This is a genomic window from uncultured Pseudoramibacter sp. (assembly GCF_903789625.1).
GTDB classification, from domain to species: domain Bacteria; phylum Bacillota; class Clostridia; order Eubacteriales; family Eubacteriaceae; genus Pseudoramibacter; species Pseudoramibacter fermentans.
The window spans coordinates 1-16941 of the sequence record NZ_CAIFFF010000012.1; the positions used below are offsets into that span (position 1 = coordinate 1).

At 51.4% G+C, this 16941-nt stretch carries 15 protein-coding genes and 1 other RNA gene; 4 read left to right on the top strand and 12 right to left on the bottom strand.

All coding sequences use genetic code 11. The annotated features are described in order from the left end of the window. Positions 1–40 precede the first annotated feature (40 nt). Positions 41–214 (bottom strand): hypothetical protein, encoded by a 174-nt coding sequence (locus tag QZX60_RS07140; protein ID WP_295362985.1) that lies wholly within the window; start codon positions 212–214, stop codon positions 41–43. 97 nt (positions 215–311) lie between these two features. Here QZX60_RS07140 and smpB point away from each other — a divergent pair, with 97 nt between their 5' ends. Both smpB and ssrA read left to right on the top strand, forming a co-directional pair. Then, positions 312–770, top strand: a complete 459-nt coding sequence (smpB, locus tag QZX60_RS07145) for an SsrA-binding protein SmpB (protein ID WP_295363100.1) — start codon at positions 312–314, stop codon at positions 768–770. A 19-nt stretch (positions 771–789) separates the two neighbouring features. After that, positions 790–1188: a transfer-messenger RNA gene (gene ssrA, locus QZX60_RS07150) on the top strand. Positions 1189–1212: 24 nt separating this feature from the next. Here ssrA and QZX60_RS07155 read toward each other — a convergent pair. After that, positions 1213–1674 carry a hypothetical protein gene (locus QZX60_RS07155; RefSeq protein ID WP_295362987.1) on the bottom strand — a complete coding sequence of 154 codons (462 nt, stop codon included), beginning with the start codon at positions 1672–1674 and terminating at the stop codon, positions 1213–1215. Positions 1675–1799: 125 nt separating this feature from the next. Between QZX60_RS07155 and QZX60_RS07160 the strand changes: the two genes are divergently transcribed. Beyond that, complete coding sequence (locus QZX60_RS07160; RefSeq protein WP_295362990.1) at positions 1800–2279, top strand: dCMP deaminase family protein; 480 nt, start codon at positions 1800–1802, stop codon at positions 2277–2279. Between the two features lie 40 nt (positions 2280–2319). Here the strand turns inward: QZX60_RS07160 and QZX60_RS07165 are convergent, their stop codons facing one another. The 8 genes from QZX60_RS07165 to QZX60_RS07200 all read right to left on the bottom strand — a co-directional run bounded on the left by QZX60_RS07165 (position 2320) and on the right by QZX60_RS07200 (position 14023). Then, positions 2320–4731 carry a homocysteine S-methyltransferase family protein gene (locus QZX60_RS07165; RefSeq protein ID WP_295362993.1) on the bottom strand — a complete coding sequence of 804 codons (2412 nt, stop codon included), beginning with the start codon at positions 4729–4731 and terminating at the stop codon, positions 2320–2322. Between the two features lie 112 nt (positions 4732–4843). Next, on the bottom strand, positions 4844–5185 hold the full coding sequence (locus QZX60_RS07170) for a DUF2442 domain-containing protein (protein WP_295362996.1): 342 nt from the start codon (positions 5183–5185) through the stop codon (positions 4844–4846). 69 nt (positions 5186–5254) lie between these two features. Further along, a complete protein-coding gene (gene purD / locus QZX60_RS07175) occupies positions 5255–6511 on the bottom strand; it encodes a phosphoribosylamine--glycine ligase (protein WP_295362997.1) in 1257 nt (418 codons plus the stop codon). A 20-nt stretch (positions 6512–6531) separates the two neighbouring features. After that, positions 6532–8085, bottom strand: a complete 1554-nt coding sequence (purH, locus tag QZX60_RS07180; RefSeq protein ID WP_295363000.1) for a bifunctional phosphoribosylaminoimidazolecarboxamide formyltransferase/IMP cyclohydrolase — start codon at positions 8083–8085, stop codon at positions 6532–6534. 23 nt (positions 8086–8108) lie between these two features. After that, positions 8109–8726, bottom strand: coding sequence for a phosphoribosylglycinamide formyltransferase (gene purN / locus QZX60_RS07185; protein WP_295363104.1), 618 nt, complete (start codon positions 8724–8726; stop codon positions 8109–8111). Positions 8727–8731: 5 nt separating this feature from the next. Then, positions 8732–9760, bottom strand: a complete 1029-nt coding sequence (purM, locus tag QZX60_RS07190; protein ID WP_295363002.1) for a phosphoribosylformylglycinamidine cyclo-ligase — start codon at positions 9758–9760, stop codon at positions 8732–8734. A 25-nt stretch (positions 9761–9785) separates the two neighbouring features. Continuing rightward, positions 9786–10283: a 5-(carboxyamino)imidazole ribonucleotide mutase gene (purE, locus tag QZX60_RS07195; protein ID WP_295363004.1), complete on the bottom strand. Its 498-nt coding sequence runs from the start codon at positions 10281–10283 to the stop codon at positions 9786–9788. 23 nt (positions 10284–10306) lie between these two features. Beyond that, positions 10307–14023, bottom strand: a complete 3717-nt coding sequence (locus QZX60_RS07200; protein WP_295363007.1) for a phosphoribosylformylglycinamidine synthase — start codon at positions 14021–14023, stop codon at positions 10307–10309. 195 nt (positions 14024–14218) lie between these two features. Here QZX60_RS07200 and QZX60_RS07205 point away from each other — a divergent pair, with 195 nt between their 5' ends. Beyond that, entirely contained in the window at positions 14219–14935 is a 717-nt protein-coding gene (locus tag QZX60_RS07205) for an MBL fold metallo-hydrolase (protein WP_295363009.1), read from the top strand. 51 nt (positions 14936–14986) lie between these two features. Here QZX60_RS07205 and whiA read toward each other — a convergent pair whose 3' ends face one another. Both whiA and QZX60_RS07215 read right to left on the bottom strand, forming a co-directional pair. Then, positions 14987–15904: a DNA-binding protein WhiA gene (gene whiA / locus QZX60_RS07210; RefSeq protein ID WP_295363012.1), complete on the bottom strand. Its 918-nt coding sequence runs from the start codon at positions 15902–15904 to the stop codon at positions 14987–14989. After that, a complete protein-coding gene (locus QZX60_RS07215; RefSeq protein ID WP_295363015.1) occupies positions 15901–16929 on the bottom strand; it encodes a gluconeogenesis factor YvcK family protein in 1029 nt (342 codons plus the stop codon). Before QZX60_RS07215 ends, whiA begins: the two co-directional genes overlap by 4 nt. Positions 16930–16941: the final 12 nt, after the last annotated feature.

A 16941-nucleotide genomic window follows, 5' to 3' on the forward strand; every position in this document is an offset into this window, starting at 1 on the left:
AACTTTTTTGAAGTTTTTTAAATTTTCTTTTCAAAGATTTTTAAAATCCTTCTGCTGCAAACTGCGCTGAAACCCGCTTGTTTACTTGCTTTCGAGCTGTTAAGTTGTGGCTGTCTCTCGCGACAACGATATTTATTATAGCAAAATTGAAATTGTCTGTCAAGAACTTTTTCAAAAAAATTGCTACTTTTTGATCTGCGCTTAACGCGCTCATCAGAAAGCTTTTTTATTTTATTGTTTTATGTATGATTTGTCAAGCATTTTTTAAAATTTATTTGTATTTTTTTATTTTAATGCTATACTTACTTTATATGAACACTCAAACACCAATTAAAATCATTGCAAAGAACCGCAAGGCCAGACATGATTACTTTATAGAAGACACCTATGAAGCAGGCATTGTATTGGTCGGTACGGAAGTCAAATCGCTTCGCCAAGGTAAGGCGAGTTTAAAGGAAAGCTTTGCCGATTTTAAAGATGGAGAGCTTTATGTCTATCAGATGCATATCTCTCCCTATGAACAAGGCAACATTTTTAATGTGGATCCGCTCAGAACGCGAAAGCTGCTTCTTCATAAAAGAGAGCTTTCTCGCCTTTACGGGCTTAAACAGCGTGAAGGTTATACACTTGTTCCCTTGTCTCTTTATTTTAAAAATGGTAAAGTAAAGCTCGAACTCGCTTTGGCCAAAGGCAAAAAGCAATACGACAAACGTGACAGCATTGCGAAGCGTGATGCTGAACGGCGCATCCGCCGCCAAATCAGACGGTAATGCGTCGCATTATTAGAAAGGGGATGTAAAGGTTTCGACGGGGATACCGATAAGTTGTAAGCGGGCAAGTGCGCCGGTCACTTTAAAAAACAGGCACTTAAATTTAAACGCAAAAGATAATCAAACAACTGGTTATCGTATGGCGTTAGCTGCTTAAGCAGTTTAATATACGATAATCACCGCAGCTCAATAGCAGCTGCACGTCCCCTTGGGTTCACCTGCTGGCTCAAGGCTGACGTTCATGAAAGCAGGGATCTGTCATTGGGAGTTGTTCCGACCCATTGACAATTCAGGAACTGGCCGAAGGAGGCGGCGCTGCTGAGCGCTTCCCTCGGTGAGATCAATTCAGCAGATACGCTCGTAGAAAGCAGCGGGGACGTATTTTCGGACGTGGGTTCGACTCCCACCATCTCCACCATTTAAAAAAATAAGACTCAGATTCTCATTTGGAATCTGAGTCTTTTATTTTGATCTGAAAGTGTTTGAGAAAATCCTCTAAATGGGTGTGAAAAGACTGCGCGTTATCAGCCTCTGTCAGCAGGAATTTTCGGGTCACCATCAAAATTAATATCGCAACGACGTACAAAAGCGTTTGTTCGCCGCCTGTGTGTCCGGCGATCATGCCTCGAGCAATAGCGAAAATCAACGCCTCTAGCACAGCTTCCATCGTATGGGTGTAAATCATTCGAATAAACTCCGTGCAGATGATCAAGTTCAGGCTGAGCTCGAGAAAATGCTGCAGCGTTTTAAATGAGGTCGCTAATGATTCGTCGATATGAATATGGCAGAAAAGGTTGACGAGATTAATCGCGATAAAAATCAACAATACCAATGCAATGCCTAGTTCCAGGATTTCCAATGCAGCCTGGAAAAATGCCATCGCGTTTTTCTTAAAATTTTTCATATGATTTAGATTCTCCTTTCCCCGTATTGTAAAGGAGGCACATAAAATTGTCAAATACACCGATCTGTGATAAACTTTGATTGATGTAATCCATTCACAAAGATTCACGAAGGAAGCTGATCACAATGAAACGAAAAGATTATCTGAGCTGGGACCAGTATTTCATGGGTATTGCCATGTTGTCCGCCCAGCGCAGCAAGGACCCTCACACGCAGGTGGGCGCGTGCATCGTCAGTCCCGATAAAAAGATCCTATCTATGGGATACAACGGCATGCCCATCGGGTGTGACGACGACAAGATGCCTTGGACGAGCGACGGTGATCCCCTCGATACCAAATACCTCTACGTCTGCCACGCCGAATTTAATGCCATTTTAAACAGCGGCGCCAAAACGCTGCGGGACGCGACGATTTACGTCACGCTGTTCCCCTGCAACGAGTGCACAAAGGCCATCATCCAGTGCGGTATCAAAAAAGTCGTCTATCTCGAAGACAAGTACCCCGATTCCGACGCCGTCATCGCGTCAAAGCGCATGATGAACATGACCGGTATCGAATACGTTCAATATCCCAAGCCCGAGCGCGAAATTACCCTCACCCTTTAAAAAACAGCCGAAGATCTATCTGTGATCTTCGGCTGTTGCTTTATCCAAATACTTTTTCGGCGATGGCCACACCAGACTTCGCATCGCTTCCGTAATAATCCGCGTGGATTTTTTCGGCGTACTCGCTGTTCATGACTGCGCCGCCGACCATCACCTGTATGCTCGGATCCGCGGCCTTAATCATCTGAATGGTCGTTTCCATATTTTTGACCGTCGTCGTCATCAGCGCGCTTAAGCCCACCAGCTTGACGTTGTTTTTCACGGCCGTCTCGACGATCACTTCAGGATCCACGTCCTTACCTAAATCGATAATTTGATAGCCGTAATTTTCCATGACCGTCTTTAAGATGTTTTTCCCGATGTCGTGCACGTCGCCCTTGACTGTCGCCAAAATGACCTTATCCTTCTGCACCGACGATTCGGTGCCCATGTGCTGTTTGAGGATCTCAAATGCGTTTTGCACCGTTTCTGCCGAAAAAATCAAGTTGGGCAGGAAAACGTCGCCGGTTTCAAATAAATCGCCGATTTCGTCCAATCCTGGAATCAAATCGCCATTGACAATGTCCATCGGGCTGCAGGTCTCAAGTTTCTTCTTGACTGCCGGCACAATTTCTTCTTTTAGGCCGTCGACGACCATCTGCTTTAAGTCCAAGTGATCGTCTGTCTGCTTGGGCTGATTTTCGCTCTGCGGTTGGACGGCGTCCTGCTTTTCTTCCTGAACCACTTCAATCTTTTGTTTGTCGTCCTTGTGTACCGCGACATAATCGATACAGCCCACGTCGATGCCGGCTAAAGCCTTGTAGGCAGAGATGGTGTTCATCATTTCCGGATCACCGACTTTTAGAATTGGGGTGTCGAGACCCGCTGCCAGCGCCATCGTCAGGAATGTCCTGTTGATCAGACGTCTGTTGGGCAGTCCAAAGGAAATGTTGCTGACGCCGAGAACCGTCGGCACGCCAAATTTGTCTTTGACGAGGGTCAGGGCACGGATCGTTTCCTTCACTGCCTGCTGCTGGGCTGAGGCAGTCAGTACCAGACAGTCGATGGCAACATTGTTTTGAGCAATGCCGTATTCCGCTGCCGTGCTGATGATTTTATCCGCAACCTCTACTCGCTTTTCCGCTGTCTTGGGCAGTCCGCTGTCATCTAATGCCAGTCCAAGCACTGCGGCTCCGTATTTGGCGACGATTGGCAGAACCGCGTCCAAAGATTCCTGCTTGCCGTTGACCGAATTGATCAGTACCTTGCCCGGGTAAGTCTTCAGCACCGCTTCGATGACTTCCGGCTTTGTGCTGTCGATTTGGAGCGGCAGGTCCACGACCTGGCTGATCGCGTGCACCACCTTGACCATCGTTTCCGCTTCGTCAAGCTCAGGCAGACCGGCGTTGACGTCGAGAATATCGGCACCCTGCCGCTTTTGTTCAATGGCCAGCTGTTTCACAACCGACAAGCCGCCCTTTTTCAGGTCTTCTCTGTAAGCGGCGTTCGCCGTCGGGTTGATGCCTTCCCCAATGGTTCTGATTCCCGTGCCGAGGGTCACGGTCCGGGTGGTCGAAGCGATACGCATCGGCTGCGGCCGCTCCCAGGGTTTTATAAGCGGGAGATCTCTCGTCTTTTCAATGGTTTTCGCGATGTACTCAGGCGTCGTGCCGCAGCAGCCGCCGAGCACCGCCGCGCCGATTTCTGCGATCTGTTTCATAATCTCTGAAAAAGTTTCAGTCGATACATCGTACACGGTCTGCCCATCCACTTCCCGCGGAAGACCTGCGTTCGGTTCAACGACGATCGGCACCGACGCCGTGTCGACTAATTTTTCGACGATCGGCAGCATTTCTTCCGGACCAGTGGAGCAGTTGATGCCGACCGCGTCGACACCGAGGCTTTCCAATATGGTCACAACCGTTTCCGGATCGCTGCCGGTCAGCGTCCGTCCGCTCGATTCGTAGGTCATCGACGCGACAATCGGCAGATCACAAGCCCGTTTCGCGCCGATCACCGCTGCGCGGGCTTCGACAATATCGGTCATCGTCTCGATGAGAATCAGATCGGCGCCGGCTTCTGCGCCGGCCTTTGCCGAGCGTTCAAAACAGGCCACTGCCGCTTCAAAGGTCATATCGCCGATATCGCCAATCAACGCGCCCGTCGGTCCGATGTCCAGTGCAACGTATCGCGGATGCTGCGCCTTCGCAATTTTCACGGCCTGACTAATCACCTCTTCAACTGAATATTTAGACGCCGCAATTTTGTGGGCGTTGGCGCCAAAGGTATTGGACACCAAAATATCAGCACCTGCCTGAACGTAGGCCCCTTGGATTTCCCCGATCAGTTCAGGGTGGGTAATGTTGAGCTCTTCTGGAATCGGCCCTGGATCGGCAATATGCTTTTGAATCATGCTGCCCATAGCCCCGTCCAGATAAAGCCGCTGCGTCTTGATTTCGTCTATAATCTGCATCTGTTTTATCCTTATCTCTTAAAAATTTAATTCAAAATACCATAAAAGCCTATCAATCTCAAGGGTTATATAAAAAAACCACCTGCTGAAAGCAAGTGGCTTGGTCTAAATCTCAATCTTTTGGGTGCAATTCACCAAAGGCTTTTCCCCAGATTTCCTCGTAGCGTCTAAAAGTCGTCATCTGGCGATAGGGCAGCTTTTCAATCCAGCCGCCTTCGTAGATCTCCTTCGCGCTAATCCGCAGCACGCCAGGCCAATAAATCGACCGGCGTCTGTCGTGGAATGAAACCTGAACTTCTCTGAAAATCCTCGGATCCCGCAGGGGATTGATTTCTGGGTCGGTGTCAATCAGCGGCTGCATGTCGTAGCGTTTGACACATTGATTTTGAAAATGGACTTCGATCACATATCCTTCCAGCGGAATGACCTGAACGATTGCCGGTACCTGTGACATATTAACCTCTTTCGCTCTGTGAATGTCTGATTTTCAAGCGGCGCACTAAGAGCGCCGCTTAAAAACCGCTTACGCGTCAACTGCGATATCGTTTCTGTGGAAGCAGTCCTTGAACTGGATCTTGTCAATTTGGCTGTAGACCTTCTGGCGCGCCGCCTCTGTCGTATCACCGAGGGCGGTTACCGCCAGCACACGTCCGCCGTTTGAAACGATCTTCCCATCCTTAAAGGCCGTCCCTGCGTGGAATACCACACAGTCTTCAACATCGTCGAGACCAGTGATTTCGTAGCCCTTGGTGTAGCTCGACGGATAGCCGCCTGACGCGATGACGACGGTCACGGCGTGTTCCGGGCGCCATTTGATGTCGCATTCCGAAAGCTTCCCGTCGATGCAGGCTTCCATCACGTCGACCAAATCCGTCTGCATCCGCGGCAGCACGACCTGTGCTTCCGGATCGCCGAAGCGCACATTGAATTCCAGCACCTTCGGCTGGCCGTCTTTGATCATCAGTCCAATGAATAAAATGCCGACAAAATCCATCTGATCGGCTTTGAAGCCTTCGATGATCGGTGTCAAAATTTCATCCTGAATTTTACGGTTCAACTCTGGATCGTCAAAGAGCTTGTTCGGCGAAACGTTGCCCATTCCGCCGGTGTTGAGTCCCTTGTCGCCGTCGTAGGCGCGCTTGTAGTCTCGAGCGCTTTCCATCGGCACGATGGTGTTGCCGTCGACGAAACAGAGAATCGACGCTTCAATCCCGGTTAAGTATTCTTCGATCACAGCCGTGTCGCCGGCTTCGCCGAATTTTTTATCCGCCATGATTTCTTTCATCGCGGCTTTGGCGTCGGCTTCCGTTTCGGGAATCACGACGCCTTTTCCTGCGGCCAGCCCGTCAGCTTTGATGACCATCGGGTAGCCAAAGATGCCGAGATCCTTCACGATGTCATCGTAGCTGTGATACTCTTTGTACTGCGCGGTCGGAATGTTGTGGCGGATCAAGAAATCCTTTGTGAAGGCCTTGCTGCCTTCAAACTGGGCGCATTTTTTGTTCGGCCCAAACACGCGGATCCCCGCTTCCTGCATCGCGTCGGCCATACCTAAAACCAGCGGTACTTCCGGACCGACGACGACGAGATCGACGCCCTTTTCTTTCGCGAAATTAACGCAGCCGTCAATATCTTCAACTGAAATATCGACGCATTCCGCCAAATCGGCCATGCCGGCATTTCCCGGCACGCAGTAAATCTGATCGACCTTCGGACTCTGGCTGACTTTCCAGGCAATGGCGTGTTCTCTGCCGCCGCTGCCGACAATCATAACCTTCATATGATGTGATTCTCCCTTCATTAAGCGTGCTTAAAATGGCGCATCCCGGTAAAGATCATCGCAATATTGTTGTCATTGCAGACCTTGATCGAGTCAGCGTCGCGGATGGAGCCGCCAGGCTGAATCACTGCGGTGATGCCGGCTTTTGCCGCCGCGGTGCAGACGTCATCGAACGGGAAGAAGGCGTCGGACGCCATGACTGCGCCCTGACATTTTTCGCCGCCGTGTTCGATACAGTTTTCCATCGGCCAGATACGATTAACCTGACCCGGTCCATTGGCGACAAGGCATTTGTCCTTCGCGACAGAAATCGCATTGGATTTCGTGTGCTTAACCGCCTTCCACGCAAACAGCAGATCTTCCATTTCCTTGTCGGTCGGCTTCCGATTAGTGACGACTTCCAGCTTATTGTAAAGCTTGGTGTCGCGTTCGGTGACCAGCATGCCGCCGAGCACTTTCTTCAGTTCAAATCCATTGTCGCTGTACAGGATATCGTCAAGCTTAAGCAGCCGCAGATTGGGCTTTGCAGACAGAACTTCTTTCGCTTCGTCTGTGAAATCCGGTGCCACGACCACTTCGAGGAAGATTTTAACCATCTGTTCCGCGGTATCCTTGTCGATCGGACGGTTGGACGCGACGATTCCGCCGAAAATCGACGTCGGGTCAGCTTCATAAGCTTTATGATACGCTTCAGCAATCGTTTTGTCGCTGGCAATGCCGCAGGGGTTGGCGTGCTTGACCGCAACGATCGTCGGTTCGTCTGTGTATTCCTTGAGCATTTCGATCGCGCCGTTGGTGTCGTTAATGTTGTTATACGACAATTCCTTGCCCTGGAGCTGTTTGGCGCCGACCAGCGTCCCTTTGTCTTCACCGATTTCCTTGTAGAAAGCCGCGCGCTGATGCGGATTTTCCCCGTAGCGCAGATCCTGAACCTTTTCGTAGGTGAAAGTAACCGTATTTTGAGCCAGCAGATCTTCTTTGTTCTGAGTCTGTTCAACAGACTGTCTTCTTAAGAAATCAGAGATCATCGTGTCGTAATTGGCAGTCGTCGTGAAGACCTTCAGCGCCAGATGATAACGCGTTTCGTAGCTGGTTCCGCCGTTTTGTTCGATTTCGGTCAGAACGGTTTCGTAATCTTTCGGATCCACCACAACCGTAACGTCGTTGAAATTCTTCGCAGCCGAACGCAGCATGGTTGGTCCGCCGATATCGATGTTTTCGATGCATTCCTGGAAGGACACACCAGGCTTGAGCATCGTCTTTTTAAACGGGTAGAGATTGATGACGAGCAGGTCGATATTTTCAATCCCCAGTTTTTTACATTCTTCCTGATGTTTCGGATTATTCCGAATGTTCAAAATGCCGCCGTGAATCAGCGGATGCAGGGTTTTAACCCGACCGTCCAGACATTCTGGAAATCCTGTAATATCTGATACGTCCTTGACATCCAATCCGCCTTCGCGGAGGGCCTTTGCTGTCCCTCCTGTGGAAATAATATCCCAGCCGCAGGCCGCGATGCGTTTGGCAAAATCGACAATACCTGTTTTATCCGAGACTGAAATCAATGCTCTCATCCTACACTCCTCCTCTATCTTTTTTATTCTTTATCAATCGAGACGCGCCGACCGTCGACGTGTACCCGTCCGAGGCAAATCTGGGTCACCACCCAGGGCAGAAGCTTGTGTTCTTCCTCTAATACCTTCTTCTGGATATCCTCCGGCTTATCGTCATCTGAAAGCTGTACTGCCTTCTGGGCAATGATCGGTCCAGCATCCGCCTGCTCGTTGACGAAATGAACCGTGCAGCCCGACACCTTGCAGCCGTATGCGTAAATCGCTTCGTGAACGTGCATGCCGTAGAATCCTGGTCCACAGAAAGACGGGATCAGTGCCGGATGGATGTTCACAATCCGGTTGGGGTAGGCGTCTACAAAATTTTTCGTAACGATTTTCAAATAGCCGGCCAAGACGACGAGCTCGCAGCCGTGGGCCTTCAGCGTTGCCACAATTTTCGCGTTGAAATCCTCTGTGTCTTCACACGCTTTTTCGTCGACAAATACAGCTGGAATGCCCGCCTTTTCGGCGCGGGTTAAGGCGTAGGCATCCGCCTTGTTGGAGATGACGACCGTAATCTCTCCGGTCTTGCCGTGGACGCCGTCGATCACCGACTGCAGGTCGGTCCCGCTGCCGCTGGCCAGCACACCGATTTTCATCAATGGTTTCATAGAACTATTTTTTCCGTTCCTTCTGTCACTTCACCGAGAATGACTGGTTTTTCACCCTTTTCTTTCAGAGCGCTCACAAAGCCGTCCGCCTGATCCTGCGGCAGGGCGCAGACCAGCCCGATCCCCATATTGAAGGTGTTGTACATATCGTGATCTGGCACTTCGCCCAGCTGTTGGAGGACGTCAAAAATCGGCAGCGGTTCAATCACGGAGGTGTCGACCTTCGCGCACAAGCCGTCTGGAATCATCCGCGGAATATTTTCGTAAAAGCCGCCGCCTGTAATGTGGCTCATGCCCCGAACGCCGTAAGGGACAATCAAATCCGACAGCGCGTGAACGTAGATCCGCGTCGGGGTCAGCAGTGTTTCGCCGATGGTCGCGCCCAGCTCGTCGATGTAGGAATCGACCGTCAGGTCGTGATCCTTGAAAATCAGCTTGCGCACCAGCGAAAAGCCGTTGGAGTGCACGCCGGACGACGGCAGGCCGACCAAGACGTCGCCCTTCTGAATCGACTGCCCGGTGACAATCTGATCCTTTTCGACAACGCCGACAGCAAAACCGGCCAGATCGTATTCATCTGCCCCGTACATGTCGGGCATTTCCGCCGTTTCGCCGCCGATCAGCGCCATATCGCCCTGAACGCAGCCTTCGGCCACCCCGGATACAATCTGTGCGATTTTTTCCGGCGTGTTTTTGCCGCAGGCAATATAATCAAGAAACAGCAGCGGCTTTGCCCCCTGGCAGAGAATATCGTTGACGCACATCGCCACACAATCGATCCCGACGGTGTTGTGGCGGTCCATCATAAAGGCGATCATCAGCTTGGTGCCGACGCCGTCTGTGCCTGAAATCAGGCAGGGCTTTTTGTACCCTTCCGGCAGTTCGATCACACCGCCGAACCCGCCAAGTTCAGAAAGAACGTATTGGTTAAAGGTTCTTTTTACATCTTTTTGAATCAGACGAACCGACTCGTACCCAGCTTCGACGTCAACGCCGGCTTCCTTGTAGGCATTCGTTTTGGACATGAACATTCCTTTCTTTATCTGTGTATTATTCTTCGTTTAAAAGCGCCTGAACGCGGGCATTCTTTGTCTTGACTTCTTCGTCCAGTTCCCGCTTGTACGCTTTTATCGCTTCGCGCAATTTCGGATATTTAACCGAAAGAATCTGCACCGCTAAAATGGCCGCGTTGGCCGCCCCGTTGACCGCCACCGTCGCAACTGGAATCCCCGTCGGCATCTGAACGATGGAGAACAGCGAGTCCATCCCGCCTTCCAGAGATGTCTTGATTGGAATCCCAATGACTGGAAGTGGGGTCGAGCCTGCGATGACCCCTGGCAGATGGGCTGCCTTGCCGGCCGCCGCGATGATAACTTCATAGCCCTTTTCTTCAGCGGTCTGCGCAAAGATGGCCAGTTCCCGCGGATTGCGGTGTGCTGAAATGACGCGGACGTCAATATCCACGTCAAATTTTTTCAGCATGTCGATGCATTTTTTGACGACATCAAAATCCGAATCGCTTCCCATAATAACTGCTACTTTTGCCATAGTATACTTCCTTCTTTCTTGTACTATTTAAAATACGCCACGCCGGATTCGAAGATTTTCTGATCCTTTTTGCCTGGAATATTTTTATACAGTCCGCTGCCGATTCGTTCGGAGTGGCCCATCTTGCCGAGAATTCTGCCGTCTGCTGAGGTAATGCCTTCAACAGCGTAGACTGAGCCGTTCAAATTGTAGGCGCCGTCCATCGTCGCGTGTCCGTCGAAATCGACGTACTGTGTCGCGATCTGACCGTTCGCGATCAGCTTCTGGATCACTTCGTCGCTGGCGACGAAACGCCCTTCGCCGTGAGAAATCGGCACGCGGTAAATGCCGCCCAATTCCGCCTGTGCCAGCCACGGCGACAGATTGGAGACGACCTTGGTCAACGGAATCGCCGAAATGTGGCGTCCGATGGTGTTGTAGGTCAACGTCGGCATGCCCGGCTTAATCGGTTCGATCTTGCCGTCTGGCAGAAGGCCGAGTTTAATCAGCGCCTGGAATCCGTTGCAGATGCCAAGGATCAGCCCATCCCGTTTGTTGAGCAGGTTCATGACCGCTTCTGTCATCTTCGGATTTCTGAAGACCGCCGCAATAAACTTCCCAGAGCCGTCCGGCTGATCCCCTGCGGAGAAACCGCCCGGCAGCATGATCATCTGCGCGTTGTCGATGGCGTCAGCCATCGCGTTGATGGAATCTTCAATATCCTGCGCGTTCTGGTTCTTGAAGACGATCGTCTGCGCCACCGCCCCGGCTCTTTCAAAGGCGCGGGCCGAATCGTATTCGCAATTGTTGCCCGGGAAGACTGGAATGAATACCCGCGGCTTTGTAAATTCAGACGCACTCGCAATGACCGGCCCTTTGTTGTACATGACGTCTTCGACTTTGCCTTCAGTTTCGACCGTTTCCGGATAGACATCCCACAACGGCTTCTGATAAGCGGTCATCAGCGCGTTCAAATCCATTTTAACGTCGCCGACTGTAATGGTCTGTGCCGAAACCGTTTCGCCGATTTTTTCGCCGGCATCGATCGGTTGTGCCGTTTCGATGACCAAGGTACCTGGGTCGGCGTCAAACAGCGCCTGTTCGGTCAAATCCGGATTTAATTCGATCCCGATCTTGTTGCCAAAAGCCATCTTCGTCAGGGTTTCCATGAGCCCGGCTTCGCCGACTGTTCTCGCTGCCAGTACCTTGCCGTCGATGACAAGTTCGTGAACCGTGTCAAAAGTTTTGGCCGCCGCGTCAAAATCGATGAGTCCCTTTTCGTCGCGCTGAATCGGGAAGCGGTATAAATAATGGCCCGCACCCTTTAATTCGTTGGTGACAATGTTGTCGACCTTTTCCGCTGTCACCGCAAAAGAAATCAATGTCGGCGGCACCGTCATATCTTCAAAGGTCCCAGACATCGAGTCTTTGCCGCCGATCGCCGCGACACCCATGGCCTTCTGCGCTTCAAAAGCGCCGAGCAATGCCGAAAACGGGCGGCCCCATTTGGCCGGATCCTGTTCGAGGCGTTCAAAGTATTCCTGGAAGGACAGACGGGCTTTTCTGAAATCGCCGCCCATCGCGACCAGCTTCGACAAGGATTCGATCACGGCGGATTCTGCGCCGTGGAACGGACTCCATTCCGCTAACGTCGGATTGTACCCGTAGGTCATGATCGAGCAGGTTGTCGTCGAGCCGTGTTCGACCGGAATCTTCGCCGCCATGCCGTCCTGCGGCGTCGCCGCGTATTTCCCGCCGTACGGCATCGTCACCGTCCCCGCGCCAATGGTCGAGTCGAACATTTCAGACAGCCCTTTCTGGCTGGCCACGTTCAAATCGCTCATCATGGCCATCGTGCGGCCTGCGATATCGCCTGTCGCTTCAAACGGCTTGCGGTCTGCTGGTTCGCTGACGTAAACATCGGCGTACTGGGTCGCGCCGTTGGTATTTAAAAATTCGCGGGACAAATCGAGCACCGTCTGTCCGCGCCATTTCATTTTCAGCCGTCCCGTATCGGTCACGTCTGCTACATGGGTAACTTCCAGATTTTCCTGATGGCCCAATTCGATAAAGCGGTCGACATTTTCCGGTGCGACCACGACGGCCATACGTTCCTGAGATTCGGAAATCGCCAGTTCCGTTCCGTCGAGGCCTTCGTATTTCTTCGGCACTAGATCCAAATTGATGTCTAAGGAGTCCGCCAATTCGCCGATCGCGACCGAGACGCCGCCGGCGCCAAAGTCGTTGCATCGGGTGATCATCTGAGACAATTCCGGATTTCTGAACAGGCGCTGAATCTTCCGTTCTTCGACCGGATTCCCCTTCTGGACTTCCGCCCCGTCATCCTGAATCGAATGGACGTTGTGCGCTTTTGACGAGCCCGTCGCGCCGCCGCATCCGTCACGGCCGGTCCGGCCGCCGATGAGCAGGATCGCATCGCCCGGCGCCGGGGTTTCCCGACGGACATTTTTCTTCGGCACTGCTGCGATGACCGCGCCGACTTCCAAACGTTTCGCCAAAAATCCTGGGTCGTGCACTTCGTAGACCTGGCCTGTCGCCAAACCGATCTGGTTGCCGTAAGAGGAATAGCCCTGAGCCGCTTCCTGAGAAATCTTTCTCTGGGGCAGCTTGCCTTCCATGGTTTCGGACAACGGCGCTGTCACATCGCCTGCCCCGGTCAGACGCATCGCCTGGTAGACGTAGGCTCTGCCTGACAGCGGGTCGCGGATCGCGCCGCCCAGACAGGTGGCCGCGCCCCCGAAAGGTTCGATTTCAGTCGGGTGGTTGTGGGTTTCGTTTTTAAATTCCAGAAGCCAGTCTTCATCCTGTCCGTCGTGATCGACCTTGATATTGATCGAGCAGGCGTTGATTTCGTCGGATTTGTCGAGATCCGGCAGAAGGCCTCTGGCCTGAATATCCTTGGCCCCGATGGTGCCTAAATCCATCAGCGTAATCGGGCGGTCGGTGTCTTCGCCGTAAATCATGTCCCGAGTCGAATCGTAATCGGCAAAGGCCTGTTCGACGGCGTCGTTGATATCGCCCTTTTCAAAGGTGATATCGTTGAGATTCGTCGCGAAGGTCGTGTGACGGCAGTGATCCGACCAATAGGTATCGATGACGCGGAGCTCGGTCACCGTCGGATCCCGCTTTTCATCATCTCTGAAATAGGCCTGAACCATTTCGATATCCGCCTGGCTCATCGCGAATCCCATGTCCTGTTTAAAGGCCGCAAGTTCTTCCTTGGTTTTTACAATAAAACCCTCTATCGTCGAAACAGGCGCAGGTTCCTTCACTACATCGGTCAGAGTCGTACGCGGTGCCAGATCTGCCTCCTTCGAGTCAACAGGGTTGATCATGTATTGTTTAATTTTCTGAATATCTTCATCGGATAAATCGCCCTTGAGCACAATGCATTCCGCGACTTTAATCGTCGGGCGCGTGCCGGAGAGCAGCTGGACGCACTGCACAGCAAAATCAGCCTGCTGGTCGTACTGTCCTGGCAAGTATTCGATGGCAAAAACTTGCTCATCTTCTGAAACAGGTAAATCTTCGACGTAAACATTGTCCACATTCGGTTCTGAAAAAATCGTATCGACAACCTGCTGCATGACGTCCTCAGGCAGCGCTTCGATATCGTACCGATTGACAATGCGGAGTCCTTCCAACGCTTTCAAATTCAATATTTTTCTGAAAGTCATTTGAAGGGCTTTGGATTTTGTATTAAATCCTGCTTTCTTTTCAACGTAAAATCTCTTGATCAATGTACAAATCCGCCTTTTCAATAGATTTGCATTTATTGTATCGCTTTTTAATTAAATTTTCAACGAATTACATTCAGAACATTGCAATCTCACCAAGGATTTATAGCTCATTTACTGAAATTCTTTGTCATTTTTCCCGATTGTGCCGCAATTCTGATATAATGTAAACAATAATATTTTTAACAGGAGGATTCGATGAAAATTATCTATCTGCACCATTCGGGGTTTGTCGTTGAATTGGACAAAAATACCCTGATCTTTGATGCGATCACCTATATTCAGCCGCAATTTTTAAAAAAAGGCAGACGCAAATATTTCTTCGCCTCTCACGCCCACACCGATCATTTCTCGCAGATCATTTACAACTACGGCACAGATTTCGACACACGCTACATTTTGAGCGATGACATCACCCGCCGCGGCGGCAAAAAGACGACTTTCATCAAACCGTACGAACATCTGCACTACGACGACATCAAGTGCGGGCCAGTGGAAATCGACACCTTCGGTTCGACCGATCAAGGCGTTTCCTTCCTGGTTCAGGCGGAAGGCAAGGTCATTTTCCACGCCGGCGATTTAAACTGGTGGGACTGGTCGCCAGACGCCCGTCCGGAAATCGACCGAGCCGCTGAAGAACGCGACTACAAAGCGGAAATCGCCAAGATCAAGGATTTTCTCGAAACAAATCACCGGAAAATCAACGTGGCCTTCGTTCCTGTTGACTCCAGACTGGGGCGCTCGGCAACCAAAGCTGCCGAATACTTCGTTGACGAGCTGCATCCGCAGATTCTCGCCCCGATGCACTGCTGGGACGAATACAGCGTTGTGACCGACCTGCAGCAGGCCTGCTACGGCAAGGACGTCAAGATTCTAACGATGTCCAAGCGCAACGAAATCATTTATGCCGACTAATCCCTGTCATTTCAAAAAGGCTGTTTGGCGCGATCCGTCAAACAGCCTTTTTTATAAGGTTTCTGCTATCTTTTTTATTTTTCTAATGCGGTAATACATTGTCGATTTCTGAAGGGGCGGTGCCATCAAAGCGCCCAATTCCTGAACCGACGCATCCGGATGCTCGAGCCGAAGCTCAGCCACCTCGCGCAATTCCTTCGGCAGCACGCCGAGGCCTGCCTTTTCCTCAATTTTTCGAATCGCACTGATCTGATCGCCCGCCGCCCTCGCACTTTTCTGCAAATTGGCCACGTCGCAGTTGACCTTGCGGTTGACATCGTTGCGCATACCCTTGACGATTTTCACATTAGTCATTTCCAGCGCGGCCCGTGCCGCACCGATCAAGCTTAAAAAGTCCGCAATGCTCTCGCTGTCTCTGAAATCCAACACGCCTTGTCCGCCGCGGGAGCGTGCCTTGCTGGAAATATCGTAGCCCTTTAATATTCGGCTGACATTTTCAAAAAAGTACGTGGAATTCCCATTGAGTTCCAGCTGATATTTCTTTTTGGGGTCGGAAACCGAACCGCAGGTGATGAACAGCCCGCGGAGGTAAGCCTTAAAATAATGCTGCTTCGACAGAAAATACGGTGGGATGTCCTCGCCCGCTCCCTCTTTGTCGATCCGCGCATCCTTCATTAATCGACGGCTGAACGTCTGGGAGTCTGCGCTCACGACGTACACACGCTGTTTTCTGACGGTTTGAATCGCCACTGTCAGGCCGCTGCCGTACAGCCTTTTGCTGATACTGCGCATACGCGCCGCCAAAAAAGGAAATTCTGTCGTGATCGAGAAAGGCCCACTGCCTTCTCTGCGGCGGCCCGCCAGCACATAACTGCCCATCACCATGCCGGCCATTTCAGCGCGCATTTCGTTTTCACTGCGGCAGGCGAAGCGGCACAATTCTTTTTTTACATCGTCTGAAAAACTCATACAGTCTTCTTGCGGTCGCCCATGTACACTTCAAAAATCCGCTTGGCGAGCAGGTCGGCGTCGTGCCGAACGTGTTTGTCCTTTTGGACGACAAAATTGTCCTTAATGTAACGGTAAGGCAGCAGCTCCTGACCGATTTTTACCGGCTTTGACCCGATCTTTGCATACTGCTTGAGCATCTCAGCGCTGAGCGCGCCGTCGTTGACGACGACATTGTCAAAAAGCGGGCCTTTATTCTTGATCTGCTGATGGGCTTCTATAGCGCGGATATGATCGGCCTGCGTGTACCCGATGGTTTCCCCCGGCTGCATCATGATATTGCCGACGTAAAATTTCTGGGCGGTGCTGCTCTTAATCGTCTCTTCAATGCCGTCAATCAAGAGATGAGGAATCACCGAGGTGTACAGACTCCCTGGCCCCATGATGATGATATCTGCGGACTTGATCGCGTCAAGGGTTTCCGGAAGGGCTGTGGCCGGCGTTTTTAATGAAATTCTTTTGATGTGGGTGTGCGCCGCCTTTGCCGCCTTCGGAATTTTCGATTCGCCCTCTACGATTTCGCCGTTCGCCAATTCACCGACGAGGGTCATGTCGTCTAAAGTCACTGGCAGTACGGTCCCGGTAATTTGGAGCACGTCGGAGGTCCTGCGGATCGCGTCGTAGAAATCCGCGGAAATGCCCGTCATCGCGGCCAGAAATAAATTGCCGAAATTGTGGCCTTCGAGTCGGCCCTTGTCAAAACGGTAATTGAACAGCGCCTGCATCACATTTTCGTCGTCTGCCAGCGCCAAAATGCAGTTGCGGATGTCACCCGGCGGCAAAATGCCCAGGTCTTCTCTCAATTTTCCGGAGCTGCCGCCGTCGTCGCCAACGGTAACAATGGCCGTCAGCCGATTGGTATATTTTTTAAGTCCGCGCAAAATAACCGACAAACCGGTGCCGCCGCCGAATGCGACGACCTTGGGATTGCGGACGCGGACAATATCTTTGATCGTAAATTCACGGATATATTCTTTGATTTCCATATCTATCCTTCA

Excerpts from the sequence above, each read along its gene's own strand:
- purM (WP_295363002.1), bottom strand. The coding sequence starts at position 9,760 with ATGTCCAAAACGAATGCCTACAAGGAAGCCGGCGTTGACGTCGAAGCT.
- QZX60_RS07155 (WP_295362987.1), bottom strand. The coding sequence starts at position 1,674 with ATGAAAAATTTTAAGAAAAACGCGATGGCATTTTTCCAGGCTGCATTG.
- purE (WP_295363004.1), bottom strand. The coding sequence starts at position 10,283 with ATGGCAAAAGTAGCAGTTATTATGGGAAGCGATTCGGATTTTGATGTC.
- purD (WP_295362997.1), bottom strand. The coding sequence starts at position 6,511 with ATGAAGGTTATGATTGTCGGCAGCGGCGGCAGAGAACACGCCATTGCC.
- QZX60_RS07160 (WP_295362990.1), top strand. The coding sequence starts at position 1,800 with ATGAAACGAAAAGATTATCTGAGCTGGGACCAGTATTTCATGGGTATT.
- whiA (WP_295363012.1), bottom strand. The coding sequence starts at position 15,904 with ATGAGTTTTTCAGACGATGTAAAAAAAGAATTGTGCCGCTTCGCCTGC.
- purH (WP_295363000.1), bottom strand. The coding sequence starts at position 8,085 with ATGAGAGCATTGATTTCAGTCTCGGATAAAACAGGTATTGTCGATTTT.
- QZX60_RS07165 (WP_295362993.1), bottom strand. The coding sequence starts at position 4,731 with ATGCAGATTATAGACGAAATCAAGACGCAGCGGCTTTATCTGGACGGG.
- QZX60_RS07140 (WP_295362985.1), bottom strand. The coding sequence starts at position 214 with ATGAGCGCGTTAAGCGCAGATCAAAAAGTAGCAATTTTTTTGAAAAAG.
- QZX60_RS07215 (WP_295363015.1), bottom strand. The coding sequence starts at position 16,929 with ATGGAAATCAAAGAATATATCCGTGAATTTACGATCAAAGATATTGTC.
- QZX60_RS07170 (WP_295362996.1), bottom strand. The coding sequence starts at position 5,185 with ATGTCACAGGTACCGGCAATCGTTCAGGTCATTCCGCTGGAAGGATAT.
- smpB (WP_295363100.1), top strand. The coding sequence starts at position 312 with ATGAACACTCAAACACCAATTAAAATCATTGCAAAGAACCGCAAGGCC.
- QZX60_RS07205 (WP_295363009.1), top strand. The coding sequence starts at position 14,219 with ATGAAAATTATCTATCTGCACCATTCGGGGTTTGTCGTTGAATTGGAC.